Origin of the sequence: Luteimonas sp. 22616 (assembly GCF_052044325.1) — a bacterium.
Taxonomy (GTDB): Bacteria; Pseudomonadota; Gammaproteobacteria; order Xanthomonadales; family Xanthomonadaceae; genus Luteimonas.
In genome coordinates this window covers 2,681,647-2,703,410 of sequence record NZ_JBQEMW010000001.1, presented here as the reverse complement: position 1 = coordinate 2,703,410, position 21,764 = coordinate 2,681,647, and the positions used below count along the sequence as shown (strand labels likewise).

19 protein-coding genes are annotated in these 21,764 nt (G+C 70.8%); 5 read left to right on the top strand and 14 right to left on the bottom strand.

Features of this window, described 5'->3' with window-relative positions; genetic code table 11:
• Positions 1–13: 13 nt before the first annotated feature.
• The 9 genes from ACTJIL_RS12290 to ACTJIL_RS12250 form a co-directional block, all read right to left on the bottom strand.
• Positions 14–655, bottom strand: coding sequence for a DUF4124 domain-containing protein (locus ACTJIL_RS12290; protein WP_440755786.1), 642 nt, complete (start codon positions 653–655; stop codon positions 14–16).
• Entirely contained in the window at positions 655–1,446 is a 792-nt protein-coding gene (locus ACTJIL_RS12285) for a DUF4124 domain-containing protein (protein ID WP_440755785.1), read from the bottom strand. The genes ACTJIL_RS12290 and ACTJIL_RS12285 overlap by 1 nt, the downstream gene beginning before the upstream one ends.
• Positions 1,447–1,690: 244 nt before the next feature.
• Entirely contained in the window at positions 1,691–2,251 is a 561-nt protein-coding gene (locus tag ACTJIL_RS12280) for an L-threonylcarbamoyladenylate synthase (RefSeq protein WP_440755784.1), read from the bottom strand.
• Positions 2,252–2,482: 231 nt separating this feature from the next.
• On the bottom strand, positions 2,483–4,987 hold the full coding sequence (locus ACTJIL_RS12275) for a DNA topoisomerase I (RefSeq protein WP_440755783.1): 2,505 nt from the start codon (positions 4,985–4,987) through the stop codon (positions 2,483–2,485).
• 177 nt (positions 4,988–5,164) lie between these two features.
• Positions 5,165–6,082, bottom strand: coding sequence for an RDD family protein (locus ACTJIL_RS12270; RefSeq protein ID WP_440755782.1), 918 nt, complete (start codon positions 6,080–6,082; stop codon positions 5,165–5,167).
• Between the two features lie 43 nt (positions 6,083–6,125).
• Complete coding sequence (locus ACTJIL_RS12265) at positions 6,126–6,872, bottom strand: pilin (protein ID WP_440755781.1); 747 nt, start codon at positions 6,870–6,872, stop codon at positions 6,126–6,128.
• Between the two features lie 112 nt (positions 6,873–6,984).
• Complete coding sequence (locus ACTJIL_RS12260; protein WP_440755780.1) at positions 6,985–7,458, bottom strand: DUF494 family protein; 474 nt, start codon at positions 7,456–7,458, stop codon at positions 6,985–6,987.
• Positions 7,455–8,642, bottom strand: a complete 1,188-nt coding sequence (gene dprA, locus ACTJIL_RS12255; protein ID WP_440755779.1) for a DNA-processing protein DprA — start codon at positions 8,640–8,642, stop codon at positions 7,455–7,457. The genes ACTJIL_RS12260 and dprA overlap by 4 nt, the downstream gene beginning before the upstream one ends.
• 75 nt (positions 8,643–8,717) lie before the next feature.
• Complete coding sequence (locus tag ACTJIL_RS12250) at positions 8,718–9,881, bottom strand: LysM peptidoglycan-binding domain-containing protein (RefSeq protein WP_440755918.1); 1,164 nt, start codon at positions 9,879–9,881, stop codon at positions 8,718–8,720.
• Between the two features lie 230 nt (positions 9,882–10,111).
• Here ACTJIL_RS12250 and def point away from each other — a divergent pair, with 230 nt between their 5' ends.
• The 4 genes from def (at position 10,112) to ACTJIL_RS12230 (ending at position 15,267) form a co-directional block, all read left to right on the top strand.
• Complete coding sequence (def, locus tag ACTJIL_RS12245) at positions 10,112–10,624, top strand: peptide deformylase (RefSeq protein WP_440755778.1); 513 nt, start codon at positions 10,112–10,114, stop codon at positions 10,622–10,624.
• 243 nt (positions 10,625–10,867) lie between these two features.
• Positions 10,868–11,788: a methionyl-tRNA formyltransferase gene (fmt, locus tag ACTJIL_RS12240; RefSeq protein WP_440755777.1), complete on the top strand. Its 921-nt coding sequence runs from the start codon at positions 10,868–10,870 to the stop codon at positions 11,786–11,788.
• 389 nt (positions 11,789–12,177) lie between these two features.
• Positions 12,178–13,491, top strand: a complete 1,314-nt coding sequence (gene rsmB, locus ACTJIL_RS12235; protein ID WP_440755776.1) for a 16S rRNA (cytosine(967)-C(5))-methyltransferase RsmB — start codon at positions 12,178–12,180, stop codon at positions 13,489–13,491.
• A 57-nt stretch (positions 13,492–13,548) separates the two neighbouring features.
• Entirely contained in the window at positions 13,549–15,267 is a 1,719-nt protein-coding gene (locus tag ACTJIL_RS12230) for an ArnT family glycosyltransferase (protein ID WP_440755775.1), read from the top strand.
• A 75-nt stretch (positions 15,268–15,342) separates the two neighbouring features.
• Here ACTJIL_RS12230 and ACTJIL_RS12225 read toward each other — a convergent pair whose 3' ends face one another.
• The gene (locus ACTJIL_RS12225; protein ID WP_440755774.1) at positions 15,343–16,125 is read right to left on the bottom strand and encodes a hypothetical protein; all 783 of its coding nucleotides are present in this window, start codon (positions 16,123–16,125) and stop codon (positions 15,343–15,345) included.
• A gap of 85 nt (positions 16,126–16,210) precedes the next feature.
• Positions 16,211–17,248 carry a hypothetical protein gene (locus ACTJIL_RS12220; RefSeq protein ID WP_440755773.1) on the bottom strand — a complete coding sequence of 346 codons (1,038 nt, stop codon included), beginning with the start codon at positions 17,246–17,248 and terminating at the stop codon, positions 16,211–16,213.
• A 146-nt stretch (positions 17,249–17,394) separates the two neighbouring features.
• Between ACTJIL_RS12220 and ACTJIL_RS12215 the strand changes: the two genes are divergently transcribed.
• Positions 17,395–18,393, top strand: coding sequence for a glycosyltransferase (locus ACTJIL_RS12215; protein WP_440755772.1), 999 nt, complete (start codon positions 17,395–17,397; stop codon positions 18,391–18,393).
• Positions 18,394–18,443: 50 nt separating this feature from the next.
• Here the strand turns inward: ACTJIL_RS12215 and ACTJIL_RS12210 are convergent, their stop codons facing one another.
• The 3 genes from ACTJIL_RS12210 to ACTJIL_RS12200 are packed head-to-tail and all read right to left on the bottom strand — an operon-like array spanning position 18,444 to position 21,428.
• Entirely contained in the window at positions 18,444–19,973 is a 1,530-nt protein-coding gene (locus tag ACTJIL_RS12210; protein ID WP_440755771.1) for a PH domain-containing protein, read from the bottom strand.
• Positions 19,954–20,478, bottom strand: a complete 525-nt coding sequence (locus tag ACTJIL_RS12205; protein ID WP_440755770.1) for a PH domain-containing protein — start codon at positions 20,476–20,478, stop codon at positions 19,954–19,956. The genes ACTJIL_RS12210 and ACTJIL_RS12205 overlap by 20 nt, the downstream gene beginning before the upstream one ends.
• Positions 20,475–21,428 (bottom strand): lauroyl acyltransferase, encoded by a 954-nt coding sequence (locus tag ACTJIL_RS12200; protein ID WP_440755917.1) that lies wholly within the window; start codon positions 21,426–21,428, stop codon positions 20,475–20,477. Before ACTJIL_RS12200 ends, ACTJIL_RS12205 begins: the two co-directional genes overlap by 4 nt.
• Positions 21,429–21,764: the final 336 nt, after the last annotated feature.

Genomic DNA, 21,764 nt, shown 5'->3' with positions numbered 1-21,764 from the left:
GCCGGGTAACGCATCACGGCGCGCCGCAGGCGGTGTCGTTGAGGATCTTCGTCACCCGCGCGAACTCGTCCTGCAGCCTCTGCCTGTCCGCGCCGGGCGCGTAGCGCCAGGTGGATTCGATCTCGCGCTGGCGCTGCTTCCAGCCGTCGCAGGCCGCGCCGTCCGGGACGCGCGCGCACAGGTCGTACTTCATCTCGCAGGCCTGGCCGCCGGCGCGGTCGGGATCGCCGGCCAGGCCAGTGGTCTGCAGCGCCACGCAGCGCGGTTTGGGTTCCGGGTCCTCGCTGAGGTAATGGTCGTTGTCCCAGGTATTGCACTGGTACAGCGGTGGCGGCGGCAGTCGCTGCGCATCGGCCAGCTTGGCCGGCGGCGGCGCCTGCGGGCGCTCGGGTTCGGGTGGCGCCGGTTCCGGCGTCGGTTCGGGTGCGGTGGTGACGATCGCCGGTGGCGCCTCGAAGCGCGGGATCACCATCGGCGCCTCGACCACCTGCATTTCCTGCCTGCTGCCCTTGGGGCAGGGGGTGCCGTTCTGGATCGTCAGCGCACCGCGCGCATCGGTGCAGCGGTAGATGGTGTCGGTCCGGGTGTCCTGGGCATGGGCGATCGTCGCCGCCGCAATCGCGATCAATGCGGCCGAACACACCAGATGACGCATCACGCTCCTCCGCAGTCTTCCGCCAGGCGCGCGTTGATGCCGCGCTCTTCGGTGCCCAGTGTCGCACGCTCGTTGGCCTGGGCATTGAACCTGCGACTGCGGATCTGCTCGCGGCGGTCGCGCAGGCGATCGCAGACTTCGACCTGCGGCAGGGCGTGGCACTCGTCGCGTACCCACATGCCGCCGCCGTAGCCAAGACCGTGGCCACGATGGTGGTCGTGACCGTGACCGTGACCGGGCGGTGGAGGAGGTGGTGGAGGCGGCGTGGAATCCGCGCTGCGGAAGCGCGGCCAGGGCTGGTTGCTGCCACCGGCATCGGTGGCGCGCGCGCTGGCAAGCAGGACGGGGCTGGACGACGCGGCCTGCCCGCGGGTGAAGACGATGCCGGGCCCGCGCAGGGGCGGGCCGTCGTAGTACGACCAGCCGCCGCTGGAAATCCAGCGCGGATTGCCCTCGCCGTCGTCGCTGGTGTAGCGGCTGCCGTCATCGCGCACGCATTCGTACATCGGCCGCGGCTCGTGCCGCGCGACCACCACCGGTGCCGACGGCTCCGGCGCGGGTTGCAGCGCCGCCGGCGCAACGGGTTCTGCGCGAGGCGGCGGATCGGCAGGCTGGATCATGCGCCGGACTTGCTGCGACTGGTCATCGGCGCAGGGCGAATCCTGCACGGTCAGGTGGCCGCCCGCGTCGGTGCAACGATAGATGGTGATGTCGTTGTCCTGTGCGGCGACGCTGCCGGCGATCGCGGCCAGCAGCGGCAACAGCAGCAGGCGGGGCAGGCGAGTGACCATGGCGACATCTTGCGCGTCCCGGGCGCCGGAGTGAAGTGCGGGCCCGGGCGATCCGGCCTGTGGTTCTCGTGGATTCGTGCGATCGCCGCGTCCGCGGCACCCGGGGCCGTGAAGCACGTCTCACTTCACGTGCAGACAGTCGATCTGAAAGCCGCGCACCTCCTGCCCGACGCGCAATGGTGCGCGGCTACCTTGCGGAGGTGTCGTCGCCCGCTGGTCGGTCGAGCCAGCCCGCGACAGCGGATCAGGTACGGAGTGCGGCGCCGCTGCGGGCATCGCGGATCGGGGTCGGGCGTGGCAGGTTGCCGGTATTGCCGGGCACGCAGCCGTCGATGGCCGCAAGCAGGCCGGCGTCGATCGACGCGAACGCCTGCGGCGGTGGTGCGCCGGCGGGATTGGCGCTGGTGGACACCAGCACGCCGCCGAAGGCCTCGCACAGCGCGACCACGACCGGGTGCGCGCTGACCCGCATCGCGACGCCGTCGTGGGCGCCGGTGATCCAGCGCGGCACGCGCGCGGTAGCCGGCACGATCCAGGTGTGCGGCCCGGGCCACGAGGCGAAGACGTCGTCGCGGCGTTCGCGCGGCAAGGCATCCCAGTCGGCCAGGCCGTCGAGCTGCGCCACCGATGCGGCGACCAGGATCAAGCCCTTGTCGACCGGACGCTGCTTGATCGCCAGCAGGCGCAGGACGGCGGCTTCATCGAACGGATCGCAGCCCAGTCCCCACACCGCCTCGGTGGGATAGGCGATGACGCCGCCGGTGCGCAGGGCGGTGGCGGCTTCGGTGGGAGACAGCTGGCGCATGGCGCGATTGTAGGGCGTCGGCGCTGCGCCCCGACGCCTGACAACCCATGGCTCTGGTTTGCAGGCGGCCTCGGTCGCGAGTTTTCGATTGTGCCCCTCCCCCTGCGGAGGCGGGGGGAGGTGTTCGCGGATCGCGGGGTTGCCGGAAGACGCCCCTCCCCAACCAGCCCGGCCCGTCGCCTTCGCAGGGGAGGGAGCAGGAGTCCGCGGCTGCCGCTCCCACAAGTTGCGTCAGAAGGGGGCGTCGTCGTCCGTGGCAGTGACAGTCTTCTTCGCCACGGTCTTCTTCGTTGCCTTCTTCGCGGCCTTCTTGGCCGGTGCCTTTTTGGCCGCCGTCTTCTTCGTTGCCTTCTTCGCAGCTTTCTTTGCCGGTGCCTTCTTCGCAACCGCCTTCTTGGCCGGCGCCTTCTTCGCCGCGGCCTTCTTGCCGAAGCGGCCGCGCATCGGCTTGCCGGTCTCTTCCATCAGCTGCACCACTTCGGCCAGCGTCAGCGATGCGGGCTCGCGATCCTTGGGGATGCGGCCGTTGAGCTTGCCGTCGCTGATATACGGTCCGTAGCGGCCGTTGAGGACCTGGATGTCGCTGCCCTCGAATTCCTTGATCACGCGATTGCGCGCGATCTCTTCCTTTTCCTCGATCAGGAACACCGCGCGCGCCAAGTCGATGGTGTACGGGTCGTCTTCCTTCTTCAGCGAGGCGTACACGCTCCCTCTTTTGGCGAACGGCCCGAAGCGGCCGACGCCGACGCTGACTTCCTCGCCGTTGCTCTCGCCCAACTTGCGCGGCAGCCGGAACAGGTCGATCGCTTCTTCAAGCGAGATCGTGTGCATGCTCTGGCCGGGACGCAGCGAGGCGAACCTCGGCTTCTCGGCTTCGTCCTCGGCGGTGCTGCCGATCGCGGCGTACGGCCCGTAGCGGCCCAGGCGCACGCTGACCGGCTTGCCGGATTTCGGGTCGGTGCCCAGTTCGCGCGCGCCGGTGGCCTGGCTGCGGTCCACGCTTTCGGTTTTCTCGTCGACCAGTTCCTTGAACGGGCCCCAGAACTTCTCCATCAGCGGCACCCATTCCTCCTCGCCGCGCGACACCGCGTCGAGCTCGTCCTCGAGTTTCGCGGTGAAGTCGTAGTCGACGTAGCGGGTGAAGTGCCCGCTGAGGAAGTTGGACACCGCGCGACCGACGTCGCTGGGCCGGAAGGCGCGGCCTTCCATCTCCACGTACTTGCGGAACAGCAGCGTCTGGATGATCGACGCGTAGGTGGACGGCCGGCCGATGCCGTATTCCTCCAGCGTCTTGACCAGCGAGGCTTCGGTGAAGCGCGGCGGCGGCTGGGTGAAGTGCTGGTCGGCGTGGATGCGGTCGAGCGGCACGCGGTCGCCGGTCTTCATCGCCGGCAGCTTGCGGCCTTCGTCCTCGTCGTCCTTGCCCTTGGTGTCCTTGCCTTCCTCGTAGACGGCGAGGAAGCCGGGGTCGACCACGGTGGTGCCGCTGGCGCGGAAGCTGTGCTCGCTGCCGGCGGCAAGATCCACCGACACGGTGTTGAGCGTCGCCGGCACCATCTGCGAGGCCACGGCGCGCTTCCAGACCAATTCGTAGAGGCGGCGTTCGTCGTCGGACAGGAACCGCGCCACCTGCGCCGGTGTGCGCAGCGCCGAGGTCGGGCGCACCGCTTCGTGCGCTTCCTGCGCGTTCTTGCTCTTGGTGGTGTAGACGTTGGGCTTGTCGGGCAGCGCCTTGGTGCCGAAGTCGCGCGCGATCACGTCGCGGATCTCGCCCAGTGCCTCGGCCGACAGGTTCACCGAGTCGGTACGCATGTAGCTGATCAGGCCGACCGTGCCTTCCTCGCCGATCGCCACGCCTTCGTACAGCTTCTGCGCCACCTGCATGGTGCGGCGGGTGGTGAAGCCGAGCTTGCGCGAGGCTTCCTGCTGCAGGGTCGAGGTGGTGAACGGCGCTGCCGGGCGGCGCTTGCGCTCCTTGCTGGCGACGTCGGTGACGTGCAGCGCGCCGTTGGCGGCCGACACGATGCGACGGCGCGCCTCTTCGGCGGTGTCGCCGTCGGTGACGGTGAACTGTTCGAACTTCTTGCCGTCCAGACGCGTGAGCTTGGCGGTGAACGCCTGCGCCGGGTGCGCGCACTCGGCCTCGATCGACCAGTATTCGCGCGCGACGAAGGCTTCGATCTCTTCCTCGCGCTCGACGATCATGCGCAGCGCCGGCGACTGCACGCGGCCGGCGGACAGCCCGCGTTGCACCTTGCGCCACAGCACCGGCGAGAGGTTGAAGCCGACCAGGTAGTCGAGCGCGCGCCGCGCCTGCTGGGCGTCGACCAGGTCCGAGGCGATGTCGCGCGGATTGGCCATGGCCTCGCGGATCGCGCGCGGGGTGATCTCGGTGAACACCACCCGCTGCAGGGTCTTGTCCTTGAGCAGGCCGCGCTCGCGCAGGATCTCCGCGATGTGCCAGCTGATGGCCTCGCCCTCGCGGTCCGGGTCGGTGGCCAGGAAGATGCCTTCGGCGGACTTGGCCGCCTTGGCGATCGCGGCGACGTGCTTCTCGTTCTTCTCGATCAGGTCGTAGCGCATCGCAAAGCCGTTGGCCGGGTCGACCGCGCCCTCCTTCGGCACCAGGTCTCGGACGTGGCCGTACGAGGCCAGGACGGTGAAGTCCTTGCCCAGGTACTTGTTGATCGTCTTGGCCTTGGCCGGCGATTCGACGATGAGGAGATTCTTGGCCATGGGCGGCTGGGCCTGTCCTTGCAGTGCGTGGGGGGCGGAGTGGGAGCCGCGGCAATATATAGGGTTTGCAGAAGAGGACGCCCGCAGCCTGGGCCACGGGCGTTCAGGTTTGCACCTATTTATAGTGGAATCACGCCATGGCAGGCGCTGTCAAGCGTTCCGGTTTGGCGGACGGGGTCAGCGACCGGCCCCGGCGATCGCGGCCAGGCCGGCCATGAGCACCAGGACCAGCCCCACGAACAGCAGCCCGCCAAGCACCAGCACCACCACCGTCAGGGTGCCCAGTTCCTCGCGCTGCTGGTCCGGGTAGGCGGTGAACGCCCACCGGTCGACCACCACGGTGTCGCAGATCATGTCGTGCAGGCACTGCTTGCGCGCGGTGAAGGCGGCCATCAGGAAGCCGATGCAGAGGATCACGCCGCTCAGGAACATGGCGAAATAGCGCCCGAAACCGCGCCAGAAACTGCAGCCCTCGCCATCGCTGCGGACCACCTTGATGCCGATCGCCATCTTGCCCGGGGTGGCCTGCTGCACCGAGGTGTAGAACCAGCCGTAATAGCTGGCCGTGAGCACCAGCGACAGCAGCTGCACGATGCCCTGGATGGCGACCGCGCCGCCTGTGTCGAGGCCGCCGCCGAGGCCGAAAGCGGCGCCCAGCAGCCCGCCGATCGCGGCGCCGATCACCATGCCGAGCAGGCCGATGATCACGCTGTCGATGAGGTTGGCAGCGACCCGCTTCCAGAACCCGGCGTAGACCACCTCGCCGTCCAGGTACACATCTGCCGCGCGCTGCACCGGGGCCCGCGGCGGAGCGTAGGGCGAGCGCGGTTCGGCGACGGTGTACGGGCCGGCAAAGGCGTCGGCGGGGGCGTCGGTCGAGGCCGTCGCGAAACTCGCACGCGCCGGCGCCGGCTGCGGCGTGGCGGCGACCATTTCGCCTGCCACGGCGTGCCATGGCTGCCACTGCGCCAGGCCCTCGCGCCAGACCAGGGTGTCGTCGGCCAGCTGGCCGTTGGCGTGCAGCATGGCCAGGTCGGCGCCGCTGACCGGGCCGTGGCGGTTGCGTTGGTAGTCGCTGTAGTACCACTGGGTCATGGCAGGTCTTCCGTGTGCGGATCGTTGGGCGCGGCCGGGCCGGTCAGTTGCCGCGGCAGTGCTGCGGGCGATAGCGGGCAGGCAGGTCGCCGCCGCTGCAGTCCCAGCCGCCCAGGTCGCCGTCGTCGCGGGCTTCGAACACCCAGGTCCGACCCTCGATGGCATTGTTGCCGTGCAGGGTGAACTCGAACGCGCAGTTGCCGCCGGCCAGCGCACCGAAGCGTACGGTGGTGGTCGTCTCGATCGCGGCGAACTGGCGCAGCAACGGCGCGAAGTCGTCGTTGCCCGGGCAGCGGCCATGGTCGCCATGGAACTCGTCGACCGCGCGCTGCATCGCCGAGGCGGCGCCGACCAGCCCGGCGGTGGTCTTCGCGCGGATCGTGTAGTCCTGATAGGCGGGCAGTGCGATCGCGGCGAGGATCGCCAGCACCGGGACCGCCACCACCGCGGCCACGATCGCCACGATCGCGCAGCCCGACAGGCCGCGTTTCGGCGGCAGCGCTGCACTGCGCGGGGTGGCACGGGTGGCGTATGCGCGCGATCCGGCCATTGACGGCGGGGGCGTCGTCGTCGCGGGTGGCAGTGGCGGCGGCAGCGATGCGTCCGGGGTGACCGTGTCGAGCTGCAGTTCCTCGGAGAAGCGGTCCAGCGGCTGCCACTCACGTGCGCCGGCGTGCCAGGCCAGGCTGTCGCGCTGCACGCGGCGGTCGACGTAGCGCGCGCGCAGCTGCTCGGCCGACAGCGGGCCGACGCGACCCTGTACCGGGTCGTGGTAGTACCAATCGGTCATGTGATCCCCTGTTTCCCCGTCACGCCGGACGTGTCCGGCGCCAATCCCTGGAGCGGTCCGCGCCTCCCCGGCGCGGCCGCTGAAATCATGCTGCTTCCAGAGGGGTGTCCCGCTAGTGCACCGGCTCCGGCTCGTCGACGAACATCTGCGTTTCCATCCACGCGTACGCGGCCTCGGAGCCGGGCTGGTTGAACAGCACCATCAGCACGACCCACTTCAGGTCGTCGAGGTCGAGCTCGTCCTGATCCAGCGCCATCGCGCGGTCGAGCACCAGTTCGCGCTGGTCGGCATCGAGCACGCCGTGCTGTTCGAGCAGCAGCAGGAAACCACGGCATTCGACGTCGAGCTTGTCGAGCTCGGGGCCGAAATACACGCGGGTCGGGCCGTCGGTGCGCTGGATCGCCGCGCTGGGGCGCTGCTCGGCCAGGGCGTCGAGCCAGTCGAAGGCCTTGCTGATTTCGGCGGGGCTGAATCCGGCCTGGAGCAGGCCTGCCTGGAGGGAGTCGCGGTCGCGGACGAGGTCCGCGTCTTCGGTGAAGTAGTGTTCGAACAGGTAGAGCAGGACGTCCAGGATGCTCTCTTTCATTTCCCCCGGCCTGCGCCCGAAGGCGCGGTGTTCGCGGTGTCATGGCGCCTTCGGGTGTAGCGGCCGTGTGCCACGGCGACGCGTCCTTCCAGTTCCATGACCAGCAGCATGGATGACAGTTCGGCGGTCGTCAATCCGGTGCGTTCGACCAGCCGATCCATACCGGTTGGGTCATGCCCGAGGGCTTGCCACAAGCGGTGGTAGTCGGGATCGTCCGCCATCTCGGCATTCGCGGCGTCGGCGGCGGGCGTCCCGGCCCCTGAACTGGGGGCGGCCAGGCGCCGCCGCAAGGCATCGCCGAGTTCGACCGCCAGCGGCGCGACCGCCGCGGTCACCTCGCTGGCGGCCTCCACCAGCCCGGCGCCGTCGCGGATCAGGCGGTGGCAGCCGCGCGCCATCGGGTTGTGGATCGAGCCGGGCACGGCGAACACGTCGCGCCCCGCCTCGCTGGCCAGGCGCGCGGTGATCAGCGCGCCCGAGCGTTCAGCCGCCTCGACCACCAGCACCCCCAGCGCCAGCCCGGCGATGATCCGGTTGCGGGCGGGGAAGAAGCCGCGCTGGGACTGGGTCCCCGGCGGGTATTCGCTGACCACCGCACCGTGCTCGGCGATGCGTGCGTACAGGCCGGCGTTGGCGCGCGGGTAGGCGATGTCGATGCCGTTGCCGAGCACCGCCACGGTGATGCCGCCGGCGGCGAGCGCGGCCTCGTGCGCGGCGGTGTCGATGCCGGCGGCCAGGCCGCTGGTGACGCCCAGGCCGGTCGCGGCGATGGCGCGGGCGAAGTCGCGGGCGTTGTCGCGCCCGCCGGCGCTGGGCGAGCGGCTGCCGACGACGGCGACGGCCGGGTGCCAGAGCAGCCCCGGATCGCCCGCCACGAACAGCGCCAGCGGCGGGTTGGCGATGCGCCGCAGCAGCGCCGGGTAGTCGGGGTCGTGCCAGCCGAGCAGGTGGTGGCCCGGTTCGGCGAGCCATGCATGGGCCTGTTCGCGCTGCGTGGAGGGCGTGGCGGTGTCGGCGAGCGCGCGTACCTGCGCTTCGTCGCAGCCGGCCTCGCGCCACGCCCGCGCGCCGGCCTCGAGCGCGGCGACCGGGTCGCGGTGGGTATCGAGCAGGGCGCGGCGCGTGGCGGTGCTGCCGCCGGCCTCGATCAGGCGCAGCAGCGCGTCGTGGTGGGCTTCGGTCATTGCGCCAGCGTAATGCGGAAACGACGACGGCGCCCTCGGGCGCCGTCGCGTTGTCGGGTCAGGAAACCCTGATTCTCAGTAGGTCGCGTCCGGGTGCTTGAGGTGGTAGCCGATCGCGGTCGGCTTGACCCCGTCCATGATCAGGCCGTAGCTCACCTTGTCGTAGGTGCGGAACACGATCACGTGGCCGGCGTACTCGTCGGGCAGGCGCACCTTGTCGTTGAAGCTGACCGCACCGGCCGGGTGGTCGGCGCTGTGCTCGACGCGGTCGACGACGTTGCTGCCTTCGCGCCAGATCGAGAACACGGTGCCGTTGTCGACGCCGTCGCTGCTGCCGACCGACAGTGCCACCACATCGCGCGGGCCGCCGTAGGAGAGGTTGTCGGTGACCGCGAGCACGCGGGCCCGGCCGTATTCCGTCTGCTGCTGCGGCGGGTGCGGGAAGAACTGCAGGTCGTAGGGCTGCGCGTCGACCGCGATCAGGCGGTCGCCGATGCGGACCTCGCGGCCGGCCTCGTCGAGCAGCACGGTGCTGGCCTCGATGCCGCCGACTTCGCCGCGAGTGACGGTGCCGATGTTCACGCGCATCAGCTCGTAACCCAGGGTCTCGCCGCCTTTGTCGGGGAACACGACGTGGTTCCAGTACTTGCCGAAGTCGACGTCGCGGCGGCCGCGGTAGTCGAGGTCGTCCTTCTCCAGCAGGTCGCAGCACATGCCCGAGCGCTCCAGGCGGGTGTAGCGCACGGTCGGGCGCACCACCAGGTAGCGCTGGCCGGGCGTGGCCGCGGACAGGCCGCGCACGTACACCACCTGGTCCTTGCTGCCGCGCAGGCGGTCTTCCTCGAGGCCGACCACGTAGGGCAGCTGCTCGAAGTCGTCGACCACGCGCAGGTCCTTGAGGAACGGCTCGATCTCCGACAGCGGGATCGCGTTGATCGGCTGCGCCTCGGTCCGCGGACCCGGCTGCAGGGTGACGCGGTCGAGGTAGGCCAGGCTGATCACGTCGCCCGGATAGATCAGGTGCGGGTTGCGGATCTGCGGATTCGCCTGCCAGATCTCGGGCCACAGCCAGGGACGCTGCAGGAACTTGCCTGCGATGTCCCACAAGGTGTCGCCGCGCACGACCACATAAGTATCGGGATGATCGCCACGGATGCCCTGCGCCATGGCGTAGCCCGCCACCGTCAGAAGTGCGACTGCAAAACCCGTGCGAAGCCCCTGAGAAAGGCGCTGAAGCATGCCGGCCATCTACTTGCTCCCCTTGGAATTTTCCGGAATTTCCCCATTCCAGCCGGGGCACTATAGCCTACAAAACCCGGCCCAACGCAAGCCTGCGAGGGCTACAATCCATGGTCTAGCTCGCGGTTGTGACCGATGCCACCCTTTAGGGTGTGGTGGTCGGCATCGAAGCCGCCCCGTCGGTCCCGGGCCGGCCCCAACCAACCGTACAAGCCACCAGATCGCCTCCAATGTCCCTGCTTCCGATCCTCGAGCTGCCCCATCCGCGCCTGCGCAACGTCGCCGGCACGCTGGATGCGGTGCGCATCGCCACCCCCCAGTTCCAGCGCCTGCTCGACGACATGTTCGAGACCATGTACGTCGCGCCCGGCATCGGCCTGGCCGCGACCCAGGTCGACGTGCACGAGCGCTTCATGGTCATCGATGTCACCGAAGGCCGCGACCAGCCTCTGGTGTTCATCAACCCGGTGATCCGCCGCCGCACCGAGCAGCTGCGCGAACACCAGGAAGGCTGCCTGTCGATCCCCGGCATCTATGCCGACGTCACCCGTGCCGACGGCATCGAGGTCGAGGCGCTGGACCGCCACGGCAAGACGTTCGTGCTCGAGGTCGACGATTTGCTGGCGACCTGCATCCAGCACGAGGTCGACCACCTCGACGGCAAGCTGTTCATCGATCACCTCTCGCCGCTCAAGCGCGAGCGGGCGCTGAAGAAGTACGACAAGCTGCGCAAGCAGGGCTGAGGCCGCGGCTGGCATCCGGGGAACCGGAGCAGCGACGGCGGCGGGCGGTCCGCGTTTCGTACCTTCCAGGCGTCTGGCAACACCGAAGCCAGTCATCCCGTGCGTAGCGAGGGATCTTGCAGCGGCTTCGGGAAGACGCATTTCAGATTCCCCGCGACGCTCGGAATGACAGTCGCGCATTTCGTATCGTTGGCCGCCCACGGCCGCTAGCCTCCCCCCGTTCCTGGATCCCAGCCCGTACCCATGAGAATCGTCTTCGCCGGCACCCCCGACTTCGCCGTGCCTTCGCTGATCGCCGCCGCCAGCCGCCAGGAAGTGGTGGCCGTCTACACCCAGCCCGACCGCCCCGCCGGACGCGGGCGCACGCTGACGCCATCGCCGGTCAAGCGCGCGGCGCTCGAGCGCGGCATCCCGGTGCTGCAGCCCGAAACGCTGAAGTCGCAGGTCGCGCGCGATGCATTGGCCGCGCTGCAGCCGGACCTGCTCATCGTGGTCGCCTACGGCCTGATCCTGCCCCCGAAGATCCTCGCCATCCCGAAGTTCGGCTGCTGGAACGTGCACGCCTCGCTGCTGCCGCGCTGGCGCGGCGCGGCGCCGATCCAGCGCGCGATCGAAGCCGGCGACACCCAAACCGGCGTGTGCCTGATGCAGATGGAAGCCGGCCTGGACACCGGACCGGTGCTGCTGTCGCAGCCGATGGACATCGCACCGGACGACACCGGTGGCCAGCTGCACGACCGTCTCGCCGCGCTCGGCGCGCAGGTGCTGGCCGACGGCCTCGGCCTGCTGCGCGCCGGCATGCGCCCGGTGCCGCAGCCGCAGCCGGCCGAGGGCGTGACCTACGCCCACAAGCTCGACAAGGCCGAGGCAAAGCTGGACTGGTCGCAACCGGCGACGGTGCTGGCCAACAAGGTGCGGGCCTTCAACCCATGGCCGATGGCCGAGGCGATGGTGGCCGGCGAACGCTTGCGCATCCATGCCGCGACCGTGCTTTCGCTCGAGCATGGGGCCGCGCCCGGGAGCCTGCTGGCCGCCGGACGCGACGGGCTGGATGTCGCCTGCGGCCAGGGCGCGCTGCGGATCCGCACGCTGCAGCGCGAGGGCGGCAAGGCGATCACCGCTGCCGACTTCCTCAATGCGCGGCGCGACCTTCAGGGTACGTAGCGCAGACCCGGGTTACGCCCCGATTCGAAATGCCTTGGTCGTTCCGGCTTCGTCGCACTGAAGCGTAGTGCCGGTGTCACTGCCATTGGTATTTGACGTTCGGACATATGCAGCGGCGCTTTTCCCGTACACATCTCCCGCGGGCACGCGGAGTTGCGCGCCGTCCTTCGGGCCTGCCATCGACACAGGTGTTTCGGATCCATTGAAACAGAACCTGCAAGGCTCCTGGCTCTTCGTAGGAGCGGCTTCAGCCGCGAGCTTTTCGCGAGCCACCAATCACCAGCTTGGTCCCCAGAAGCTCGCGGCTGAAGCCGCCCCTACAAAAGCAGGTGCCACAGGAACAGGTGCCACGGGACCACACGGCTGGCCGAACGGCGGAGAATGTCCGGATGAATGATGACAAGGGTGCCCGGCCGCGCGCGGTCGCCGCGCAGGTGCTGGATGCGGTGCTGCATCGCGGCCGTTCGCTGAAGGCGGAACTGGCGCAGGCGCTGCCGGCGCTGGCCGACGTGCGCGACCGGGCGCTGGTCGAGGCGATCTGCTTCGCGGCGCTGCGCCAGCAGGCGCGGGCCGACGCGGCGCTGCGGGCGTGGGTGCCGCGGCCGCTGGGGAAGCGCGATGGCGCGCTGCGGGCGCTGCTGCATGTTGGCTTCGCCCAGCTCGATCCGCTCGGGCTGCCGCCGCACGCGGCGGTGGATGCGACGGTCGGGGCCGCGCGTGTGCTCGGCCGCGCTCATCAGCGGGGGATGGTGAACGCGCTGCTGCGACGCGCGCAGCGCGAGGGATTGCCTGCCGCGTCTGCCGACGGCGCCTGGCCGGTGTGGCTGCGCGAACGCCTGCGCGCGGACTGGCCGGACGACTATGACGCTATCGTGGCGGCTAGCGCGTTGCCGGCGCCGATGTGGCTGCGGGTCAATCGTTTGCATGGCAGCCGCGACGATTATGCGGCGCGGCTGCGCGAAGCCGGGATCGAGGCGGCTGGCGACGACGCGCTGCCCGATGCGTTGCGGCTCGACGTGCCGGTCGCGGTCGCCGCGCTCCCCGGTTTCGACAGCGGCGATGTCTCGGTGCAGGACGGTTCCGCGCAGGCCGTGGTCGAAGCGCTGGCGTACTCCCCTGGCGCACCGGCAGCCGGCCGGCGCGTCCTCGACGCCTGCGCCGCGCCCGGCGGCAAGGCCGCGCACCTGCTCGAACGCGATCCGTCGCTGCGGCTGACCGCGCTCGACGTCGACCCGAAGCGCATCGAGCGCGTACGCGAAACATTCGCCCGCCTGGGCGTCGGCGCCGACGCGGTGCTGCGCGCCGCCGACGCCGCCGATCCCGATGCGTGGTGGGACGGCGTGCCGTTCGACGCGGTGCTGCTCGACGCCCCGTGTTCGGCCACCGGCATCGTGCGCCGCCAGCCGGACGTGCTGCTGCATCGCCGCGCCGCCGACCTCGACGCGCTGCCCACGCTGCAGGCGCGCCTGCTCGACGCCGCGTGGCGGGTGCTGGCGCCCGGCGGCGTGCTGCTCTATGCGACCTGTTCGATCCTGCACGCCGAGAACACCGGCCAGGTCGATGCCTTCCTCGCGCGCACCGCCGATGCCGTCGTCGAACCGCTCGACGACCGCTTCGGCCGCATGTCCGGCGCGGGCCGGCAGCGCCTGCCCGGCGAGCGCGACATGGACGGCTTCTTCTACGCCCGCCTGCGCAAGCACTGACGGGCGACCACCGCGGCTGACGGAAATCCGACGCGGCGCGTGCTTATCATTCGCGCCATGCTGAAGACTCCGCAATCGCGTGAATTCTGGTTGCTGGCATGCGTGGCCCTGCTGGTGATCGGTACCGGCCTCGGCCTGCGCGCGCCGTGGCCGGCCGACGAACCGCGTTTCGTGCTGGTGGCGAAGCAGATGTGGGAGTCGGGCGACTGGTGGTTTCCGCATCGCGGGCAGGAACTGTATTCGGACAAGCCGCCGCTGTACTTCTGGCTGCTCGGCATGAGCTACGCGCTGGTGCGCGACTGGACGGTGGCCTTCCTGCTGCCGTCGCTGCTGGCCGCGCTGGGGACGCTATGGCTGACCTTCGACCTTGCGCGGCGGCTGTGGGGGCACCGCGCCGGGTTGTGGGCGGCAGCCGCGGTGCTGTGCACGTTCCAGTTCGTCTACCAGGCCAAGCGCGCGCAGATCGATCCGACGGTGGTGTTCTTCATCACCCTGGGCTTCTATGGCCTCGCCCGGCACCTGCTGCTGGGCCCGCACTGGCGCTGGTTCTGGGCCGGATGTTTCGCGGCCGGGCTGGGGGTGATCAGCAAGGGCGTGGGTTTCCTGGCGCTGTTCGCCCTGCTGCCTTATGCGTGGATGCGCTGGCGCGGCTGGCAGGGCCTGAGCGTGCCGGCCCCGCGCGGCGCCGGGCGCTGGGCGCTGGGTGGCGTGGCGTTCCTGGTCGCGATCGGGCTGTGGCTGGGGCCGATGCTGTGGATGGCGCTGTCCGACGGTGATCCCGCGCATCGCGCCTACGTCGACGACCTGTTGGTCCGGCAGACCGCCACCCGCTACGCCGAGTCGTGGCACCACAACCAGCCGTTCTGGTACTTCGCCCGGGTGGTGGCGGTGTCGTGGCTGCCGTTCTCGCTGCTGCTGCCGTGGCTGTTCAAGCCGTGGCGCGAGGCGTGGCGCGCGCGCGACGCGCGAGTGTGGTGGCCGCTGGCGAGCTGCGTGCTGGTGCTGCTGTTCTTCAGCCTGAGCAGCGGCAAGCGCGACATGTACATCCTGCCGGCGCTGCCGATGCTGGCGCTGGCGGCCGCGCCGTTCCTGCCGGACCTGCTTGAACGCCGCGGCGTGCGCCGGGCGCTGTTCGCGCTGTCGCTGCTGCTCGGGCTGGGCTTGCTGGCCGCCGGCGTGGCGGCGCTGGTGGCGGAGCCGGGGTTCGAGCTGAAGCTGGAGGCCGGGCGCGGCATGGCCGACGGCCAGGACGGCCTGTGGTGGGCGCTGGCGGCGATGGGCAGCGCGATCACCGCCGCGGCGCTGTGGCTGCAGCCGCAGCGCGCGGTGACGCTGACCGCGACGATGAGCGCGGTGCTGTGGTGCGGCTGGGGGCTGGCGATCGCGCCGCAGCTCGACGGAGAGAGTTCGGCCAGGGACCTCATGCGCGAGGTGCGCGAACTTGTCGGGCCGCAGGCGGAAGTCGGGCTGGTGGCGTGGCGCGAACAGAACCTGCTGCAGGCACGGGGGCCTACGGTGGAGTTCGGCTTCAAGCGCACGCCGGTGCAGCAGTGGAACGCGGCGGTGGCCTGGGCCTCGGCGGCGCCGGGTGCGCGGCGATTGTTCGTGCGCGAGGTACCGGCACTGGCCAACTGCCTGCAGCGCGCGCGGGCGCAACCGGTGGGCGTCGCCAACCGGCGGACCTGGCGGCTGGTGTCAGCGCCGGACATCCCGGCCGACTGCCGCGCGCTGCCGGAGGCCGCCGACGCCGCCGTGGAGCCCGATCCTGACGCGTGATCCGGCGGGCGCTTCGCGCCGGTCTTTTGAAAGCCCGCGGTAACGACGAGCCGCAGCGAATCGATCGGCCCTTCCCTAGGGTGCCATCCAGGCCTTGCGCAGCCAGTCGACGTCGCCGATGTGCCGGTGCAGGCGCTGGCCGCCGCCGGCGATGACCTCGGACATCTTCAGCCGCCCGGCGAAGACCACGATCTTCGCCCCGTCCGGCAGCGTGGGGTCGGCGAACCAGTTGCGCGGGAACCGCGGCACGCAGTCGTTCTTGAAACTCACGCACCAGCCGCGCGGCCAGTATTCGAGTTCGCCATGCGCGGCCAGCTGCGCGCTCTGGTACTGCTGCGACATCGGGTACTGCCGGGTGGCCGCGTCCGGGTCGGCGACGAAGTTGTCGAGGATGTAGGCCTGCTGCCCGATCTCGAAGCGGAACACCGAGGAGTTGCCGATCACGCGCAGGAACCGGTCGCGTTCGGGATTGACCAGCTTGCGCCGCCACTTGGGCTTGAACAGGTCGGCGTCGCGGATGATCAGGAACTTGCCGGGGCGGTCGAAGAACGGCTCCAGGCTGTCGACCACCACCAGGTCCAGGTCCAGGAACAGGGTGCTGCCCTGCAGGTCGCCGAGGGTGTGGCCGAACACCGCCAGTTTCTGCCAGCGGCGGTCGTTGTGGCCTTCGGGCAATCCCAGCGGCGGCAGCGGCATGACTTCGATGCCGGGATCGAGGCCTTCGCCGGTGTCGGTGAAGCAGACGAAGCGATGCGGCCGCTGCAGGTGCCGGCGCACGCCGGCGTGGAGCCGGTTGACGTACTCGGGGCCGTACATCACGCCCCACTTCATGCAGATGATGTTGACGGGGGCGGTCATGCGGAAGGACGCGGCATGGCGGGGTGGAGTCCGGCGGCGGGCAGGGCGACAAGCATAGCCCGCGGGCCCGCGGCGGGCCGATCGCTCAGGCGTCGAGCAGGGTGCGCAGTTCGTCGATCATGGCCTGCAGGTCGTTGCGCAGGCCCAGTGCCCGGGCGCGTTCTCGCAGCGCGTCGAGGGCGACGGGATCGTTCGATGCGTCCTGCCAGGCGGCAGCGACCGCGTCGCGCTGCGCGGCGCAGGTCAGCACCGCGTTGCGCGCGGCGAAGGCGGCGATGCGCTGGGCCTGTTCCTCCTGCATCGGCACTGCGAGGCAGGGCGCGCCCAGGCTCAGCGCCTGCACCAGCAGGCCGCCGCCGTTGATCACGTTCAGGCGCGCGCCGCGCACCAGCCCCATCAACACCCGGTTGGGCATGCGTGGCAGCGCGGTCCAGCCGGGAGGCAGCGCGTGTTCGCCCGGATCCACGGCCAGCACCGGCAGGTCGCGCGCGCCGCCGGCCGCGGCCATCAGCGCCATCGGCGCCATGCCGTCGACCACGTAGCCGGGGCCGCCGGGGCAGACCAGGTCGTAACCGCCGGCTGCCAATCCGTGCGTCGCCAGCAGGCGGCCGGCTTCAGCGTCGTCGGGCGGTTCGAACACGGCGTCGAAATAGCGGAACCGGGTGTCGCGCAGCAGCAGGCGCCCGAGGCGTTCGGGCCAGGGCGGCGGCGCGCCAAGGCGGTCGGGCGCGAGCAGCCAGTGCGCATCGAGCAGATGGCGCTTGCGTGGATCCAGCCCGCGCCACCGGGAGTTGGGGCGCGCGCTCAGGTAGGCGGTGCGGCTGCCGGCGTCGCGCGCGGCGTGCAGCGCGGTCATCCGCAGGCTGCTGTCGAACAGGCACAGGTGGGGAGCGAAGCCAGTGATTGCGGCCGCCACTTCCGCCTCACTGCGCGTGGGCGAACCTGGCAGCGGCGTCGCCTGGAATTCCTCGTGCGGGAACGGCGCCTGTCGGTGCACCACGAAGCGGATGTCGACGGCGTCGCCGGCCTGCGCACGCAGGGTGCGCGCCAGGATCAGGCTGCGCTGCAGCTCGCCGCCGCCGCGCCCGCCGCTGACCGGAATGAACAGAAGCCGACGCTGCATAACGGGTTCCCCGTGAGTGGCAGTAGTATGCCGGCGTGTCGCGTCGGGGGGCGCGCGCGGCTGGAAGCCATCCGGGCCTTCCTGCCGCTCGGACGCGTGGCATCCGTGGTTCCAACTTCATCCATGGTTCCGACTTCGCCGCCTGCATGCATCCTTCCTCACCCGCTGTACCGGTCACTTTTTTCCTGGACGCCCCGGCGTCGGAGCTGGAGGCCTGGCGCGCGCTGCGTCCCGATCAGGAGCCGCAGCGCCTGGTGCTCGGCGAGCATTACTGGATCGTGCTGACCTGCGCGCGGCTGCGCGCGGCGGGCATGGCGGTGCAACTGGACAACCGGCTCCCGGATGCCGGCGTGGTGGTGTTCTATGCCGGCGACAAGCGCGCGGTCTGGCGCCGGCAGCGCGAAGGCCGCAGCCGCGCCCTGCTGGTCGCGGTGCGCAGCGACCGCAGCCCGGTCGGCCTGGCCGATGTCGAGATCGTGCAGAACGCCGCGTCCGCCGACGGCCGCCGGTCGCTGCACATCCCGCACTGGCCGCAGCCGGGCCTGGTGCCGCGCGACCTGGCGCGGGGCACCACGCTCCGCACCGTGCTCTATCCCGGAACGCCGCGGAACCTGCACCCCGGCTTCCTCGGAGCGGACTGGGCTGCATTCGTGCAGGACCGCGGCCTGGCCTTCCGCTGCCATTTCCAGGCCGCATCGCCGCCGGCCTACCAGGACTTCCGCGACGTCGACCTGATGCTGGCCGTGCGCCCCGCCGCGACGGCACCGGTGGGCAACAAGCCGGCATGGAAGCTGTTCAACGCCTGGCTGGCCGGCGTGCCGGCGCTGCTGGGGCCGGAGTCGGGGTATCGCGAGCTGCGCCAGGGTCCGCTCGACTACCTGGAAATCGAAACCCCGGAGCAGGCGATGGCCGCCATCGACCGCCTGCTCGGGCAACCGGCGCTGTATCGGGCCATGGTCGACAACGGCCTGGCGCGGGGGCAGGCCTTCAGCACCGCGGCGACCGTGTCACGCTGGCAGCGGCTGATCGAAGACGAGTTGGTGCCACGGGCGCAGGCGCAGGCACTGCAGCCGCTCCCGTTCTGGAAGCGCAGCGCCCGCGATGCCCGTGCGCGACTGCGCCGGGTGCTGCATGGCGCGGCGTGATCCGGGCAGTGTGATCCGGGCGGAATGATCCTCCGGACCGCGCGCCCGCATCACCAGCGCAACGGCCGGCGCGCGATCTCCCGACCCAGCCTCGCGCGCAGCGCCTGGGCCTGCGCCAGCGGCAGGTAGCGCAGGCGCAGCGGCCCGGATGCGGCGCCGGCGGTATCCAGCCACAGCGTGGCCATGCCCAGCGACCGGTCGAGCGGCGACTGCCGCAACTCCAGCGCCTGCAGCTTGTCGAGTTCGGCGAAGCGCCAGCGCCGCGACCACCAGCCTGTCCGTGTGCCAACCAGCCGCTCATCGATCGCGTAGCCCGCGCGGCGCGCGTGCTGGCGCGCGACGAACACCACCCACGGCAGCCACAGCAGCGCGGCCAACCCCCACGGTCCGGCCCGCCAGCACAGCGCCGCGGCCAGCAGCAGCGCGAGCACGACGCCCGGCAGCGACAGCCGCCACCACGCGCGCGGATGCAGCGGCTGCCAGCGATCTGGCGGCCACGTCGTGCCGGGGAGCAGGTGGCGGACCAGCGCATCGCAGGCCGCGGCGGTGGCGATCGGCGCCAGTTCGCGCAGGCCGCGGCGCTGGCTGCTGTCTTCGGCCACGGCCGAATCGATCTCCAGCGTGCGGCGGCCGAACCAGCGATGCAGCACGCTCTCGCGCAGCGTCCACGACTGGATCCGCCGCCGCGGCGCGCTGGTGCGCAGGCGGGTCAGCAATCCGCGTTCGACGGTCAGGCGGCGGCCGTGTTCCTCCAGCCGGAAGCCCCAGTACTGCAGCAGCGCCAGCGCCACCGAGAACACGCGCAGCAGCACCGCAAAGCCGAGCAACGCTGCGAGGATCGCCAGCGCGTACTCGCCGTAGCTGAAGTGGTGGCTGCCGATGAACGCCTCCAGGCCGTGGCTCCAGCGGTCGGACACGTCGTCGGGCAGCCGCGGGTTGAGCTGCGAGACCGCCACCGCCGCGCCGCCAACCACGATCATGCCGCGATTGGAAATCAGCCCCAGGCGCAGCACTTCCGCGGGCGGCAGCGCGAGCAGCACGCGGCCGTCGACCTGGTCCGCGGGCGCCGTGGCCTCCGCGGCGGCGGGCGCGGGCGCCTCTGCCCCGCGCCGGCGCACCAGCGCCTCCAGCGCGATCGCATCGCCCAGCTGCAGCACCCGCATCTGCGCCTCGGGCTTGTCGCCGCCGGCCGATTCCAGCCGCACCTCGGCGACGCCGAACAGCCGGTGCAACAGCGACTGGTGGATGGCCACGTTGTGGATGCGCGAGAACGGTACCTGCCGCCGGCTGCGCTGCAGCAGGCCGCTGTCGATGACCACGCTGTCGGCGGTGATGCGGTAGCGGAACGTCAGGTAGCGCCACAGCGCCACCACCACGAAGCCGCCCACGGCGATCAGCGACCACAGCTGGTTGCGGTCGCCGCGGCCGAGGAACACCAGCACCAGCAGCGGCACGACGAACTGCTTGAGTTGCTGCAACAGCACGAACAGCCAGGACATCGGATGTAGCCGGCGGACCTCGCCGCCCAGCGCGTCCGCCGGTGGCTGCGACGGATCGGGCTCAGTCGCTGGTGTCGTCATCGTCATCGGTCTGGCGCGCGAGATGGTCGCGCAGGCGTTCGGCATCCAGGGCGTCGAGCCCGGACACCGACACCTCGCTGTTGCGCGTGCCGGCGGTGTGGATGACCAGCGTCGTCAGCCGGAAATGCCGCTCCAGCGGCCCGCGGCGGATGTCCAGGTGCTGCACGCGCGAACCGGGCACGCGCGTGTCCGACTGCCACAGGCGCCCGCGACGCAGGCCGAAGCCGTCGGCGTCGAGCAGCCAGCGGGTATGGCGGTAACGGCGCCAGCCGAGCCACGCACCGAGGACCGCCGCCGCCAGCGCGCACGCCGGCGGCAGCCACCACAACCACGACGGCCGGGCAGTCAGGCAGAACACGATCCCCGCCACCGTCGCCGAGAGCGCGAAGCCGAGCGCGGTGGTGCCCACGAACAGCGCGCGCGCCCGCGGCGGCAGCTTCTGCCAGTCGGCCGGCGCGGGTGGCTCTGTTTGCGCGTTGCTCGTGGCAGGTTGCGATTCGCTCATCGCCGCCGCTCCATGTCGAGGTACGGATTGACCTCGCCGCTTCCCGGCGGGCGCTGCTTGTAGCGCTTGTAGGTCCACTGGTACTGGGCCGGGTCGCGGCGCGCGATCCGCTCGACCGCGGCGTTGAGCGCGGCCGCGGCCTCGGCCGGATCCTGGCTGGCGATCGCCGCCGGCGCCGGCTCGAAGCGCAGCGCGAACTCCGGCCCCGCGCCGATGCGTTCGCAATAGCCGAACAGCACCGTGGCGCCGCTGCGCTCGGCAAGGCGGCCGAGCAGGGTCATGGTCAGCGCTTGCACGCCGAAGAACGGAGCGAACACGCCGTCGCCGGCCTTGGGCTGCTGGTCGGGCAGGATCCCGGTGATGCCGCCGGCCTTGAGCAGCTTGAACAGCTGGCGGATGCCCGGGCCCTCGGCGCGCACCTGGGTGACACGGTCGCCGGTGTCGGCGCGCACGCGGCGCAGGAACGCCTCGCCCACGGCCGATTCCGGCGCGCGGTACAGGATCGCCAGCGGCGTGCGCGCGGCCAGCCACTGGTTGAGCAGTTCCCAGTTGCCGTAGTGCGGCGCGGCGACGATTACCCCGCGCCCGGACGCGATCGCCGCGTCGAACAGCTCCACCCCGTCGCGCGTGCGCAGCAGGGTAAGGTTGTGCGCATGCGGCCGGGTCCAGAACCGCAGCGTCTCCAGGGTCTGGCGCGCGGTGGTGCGCAGCACTGCGCGATGCAGTTCGGCGCGCTGCTGCGGCAGCAGGTCCGGATAGGCAAGCTCGAGGTTGCGCGCGGCGACCCCGCTTTCGCGGGCGCCGGAGCGTTGCCAGCCCCAGGCCAGCACGTTGCCCAGTCCGCGCAGCCACCGCCAGGGCAGGCGGCCGAGCGCGGCGACGAGGACGTACAGCAGCCAGGCGGCGAATCGGGTCATGCGGGGGAGTGTAGCGAGCGGGGCAGATGCCAGAGGCCATGAGGGGCGGTACAACGAAGCGCGATCCCGGCGAGCGTCTGCGAAGGCCCGGCAACGACGTGTCCGGCCCCGCACTCGTGATCCCGGACGCAGCGAGAGATCTGGCTGTTCCGGGACATCGGCAAGAACCTCGCTGCGTTCGGGATGGCAAACGGCGGAATGCAGAAACCGCGCAGTGTCCCTTTTGCCGTCATTCCCGCGAAAGCGGGAATCCAGTGACTTTCCCGCCGCCAGTTCCGATGCTGCAAGCAAGACGCCGGGTTCCCGCCTTCGCGGGAATGACGAGCAAACGCTACGCTGCTCCCCATTCCCCATCCCGCATTCCCGGCC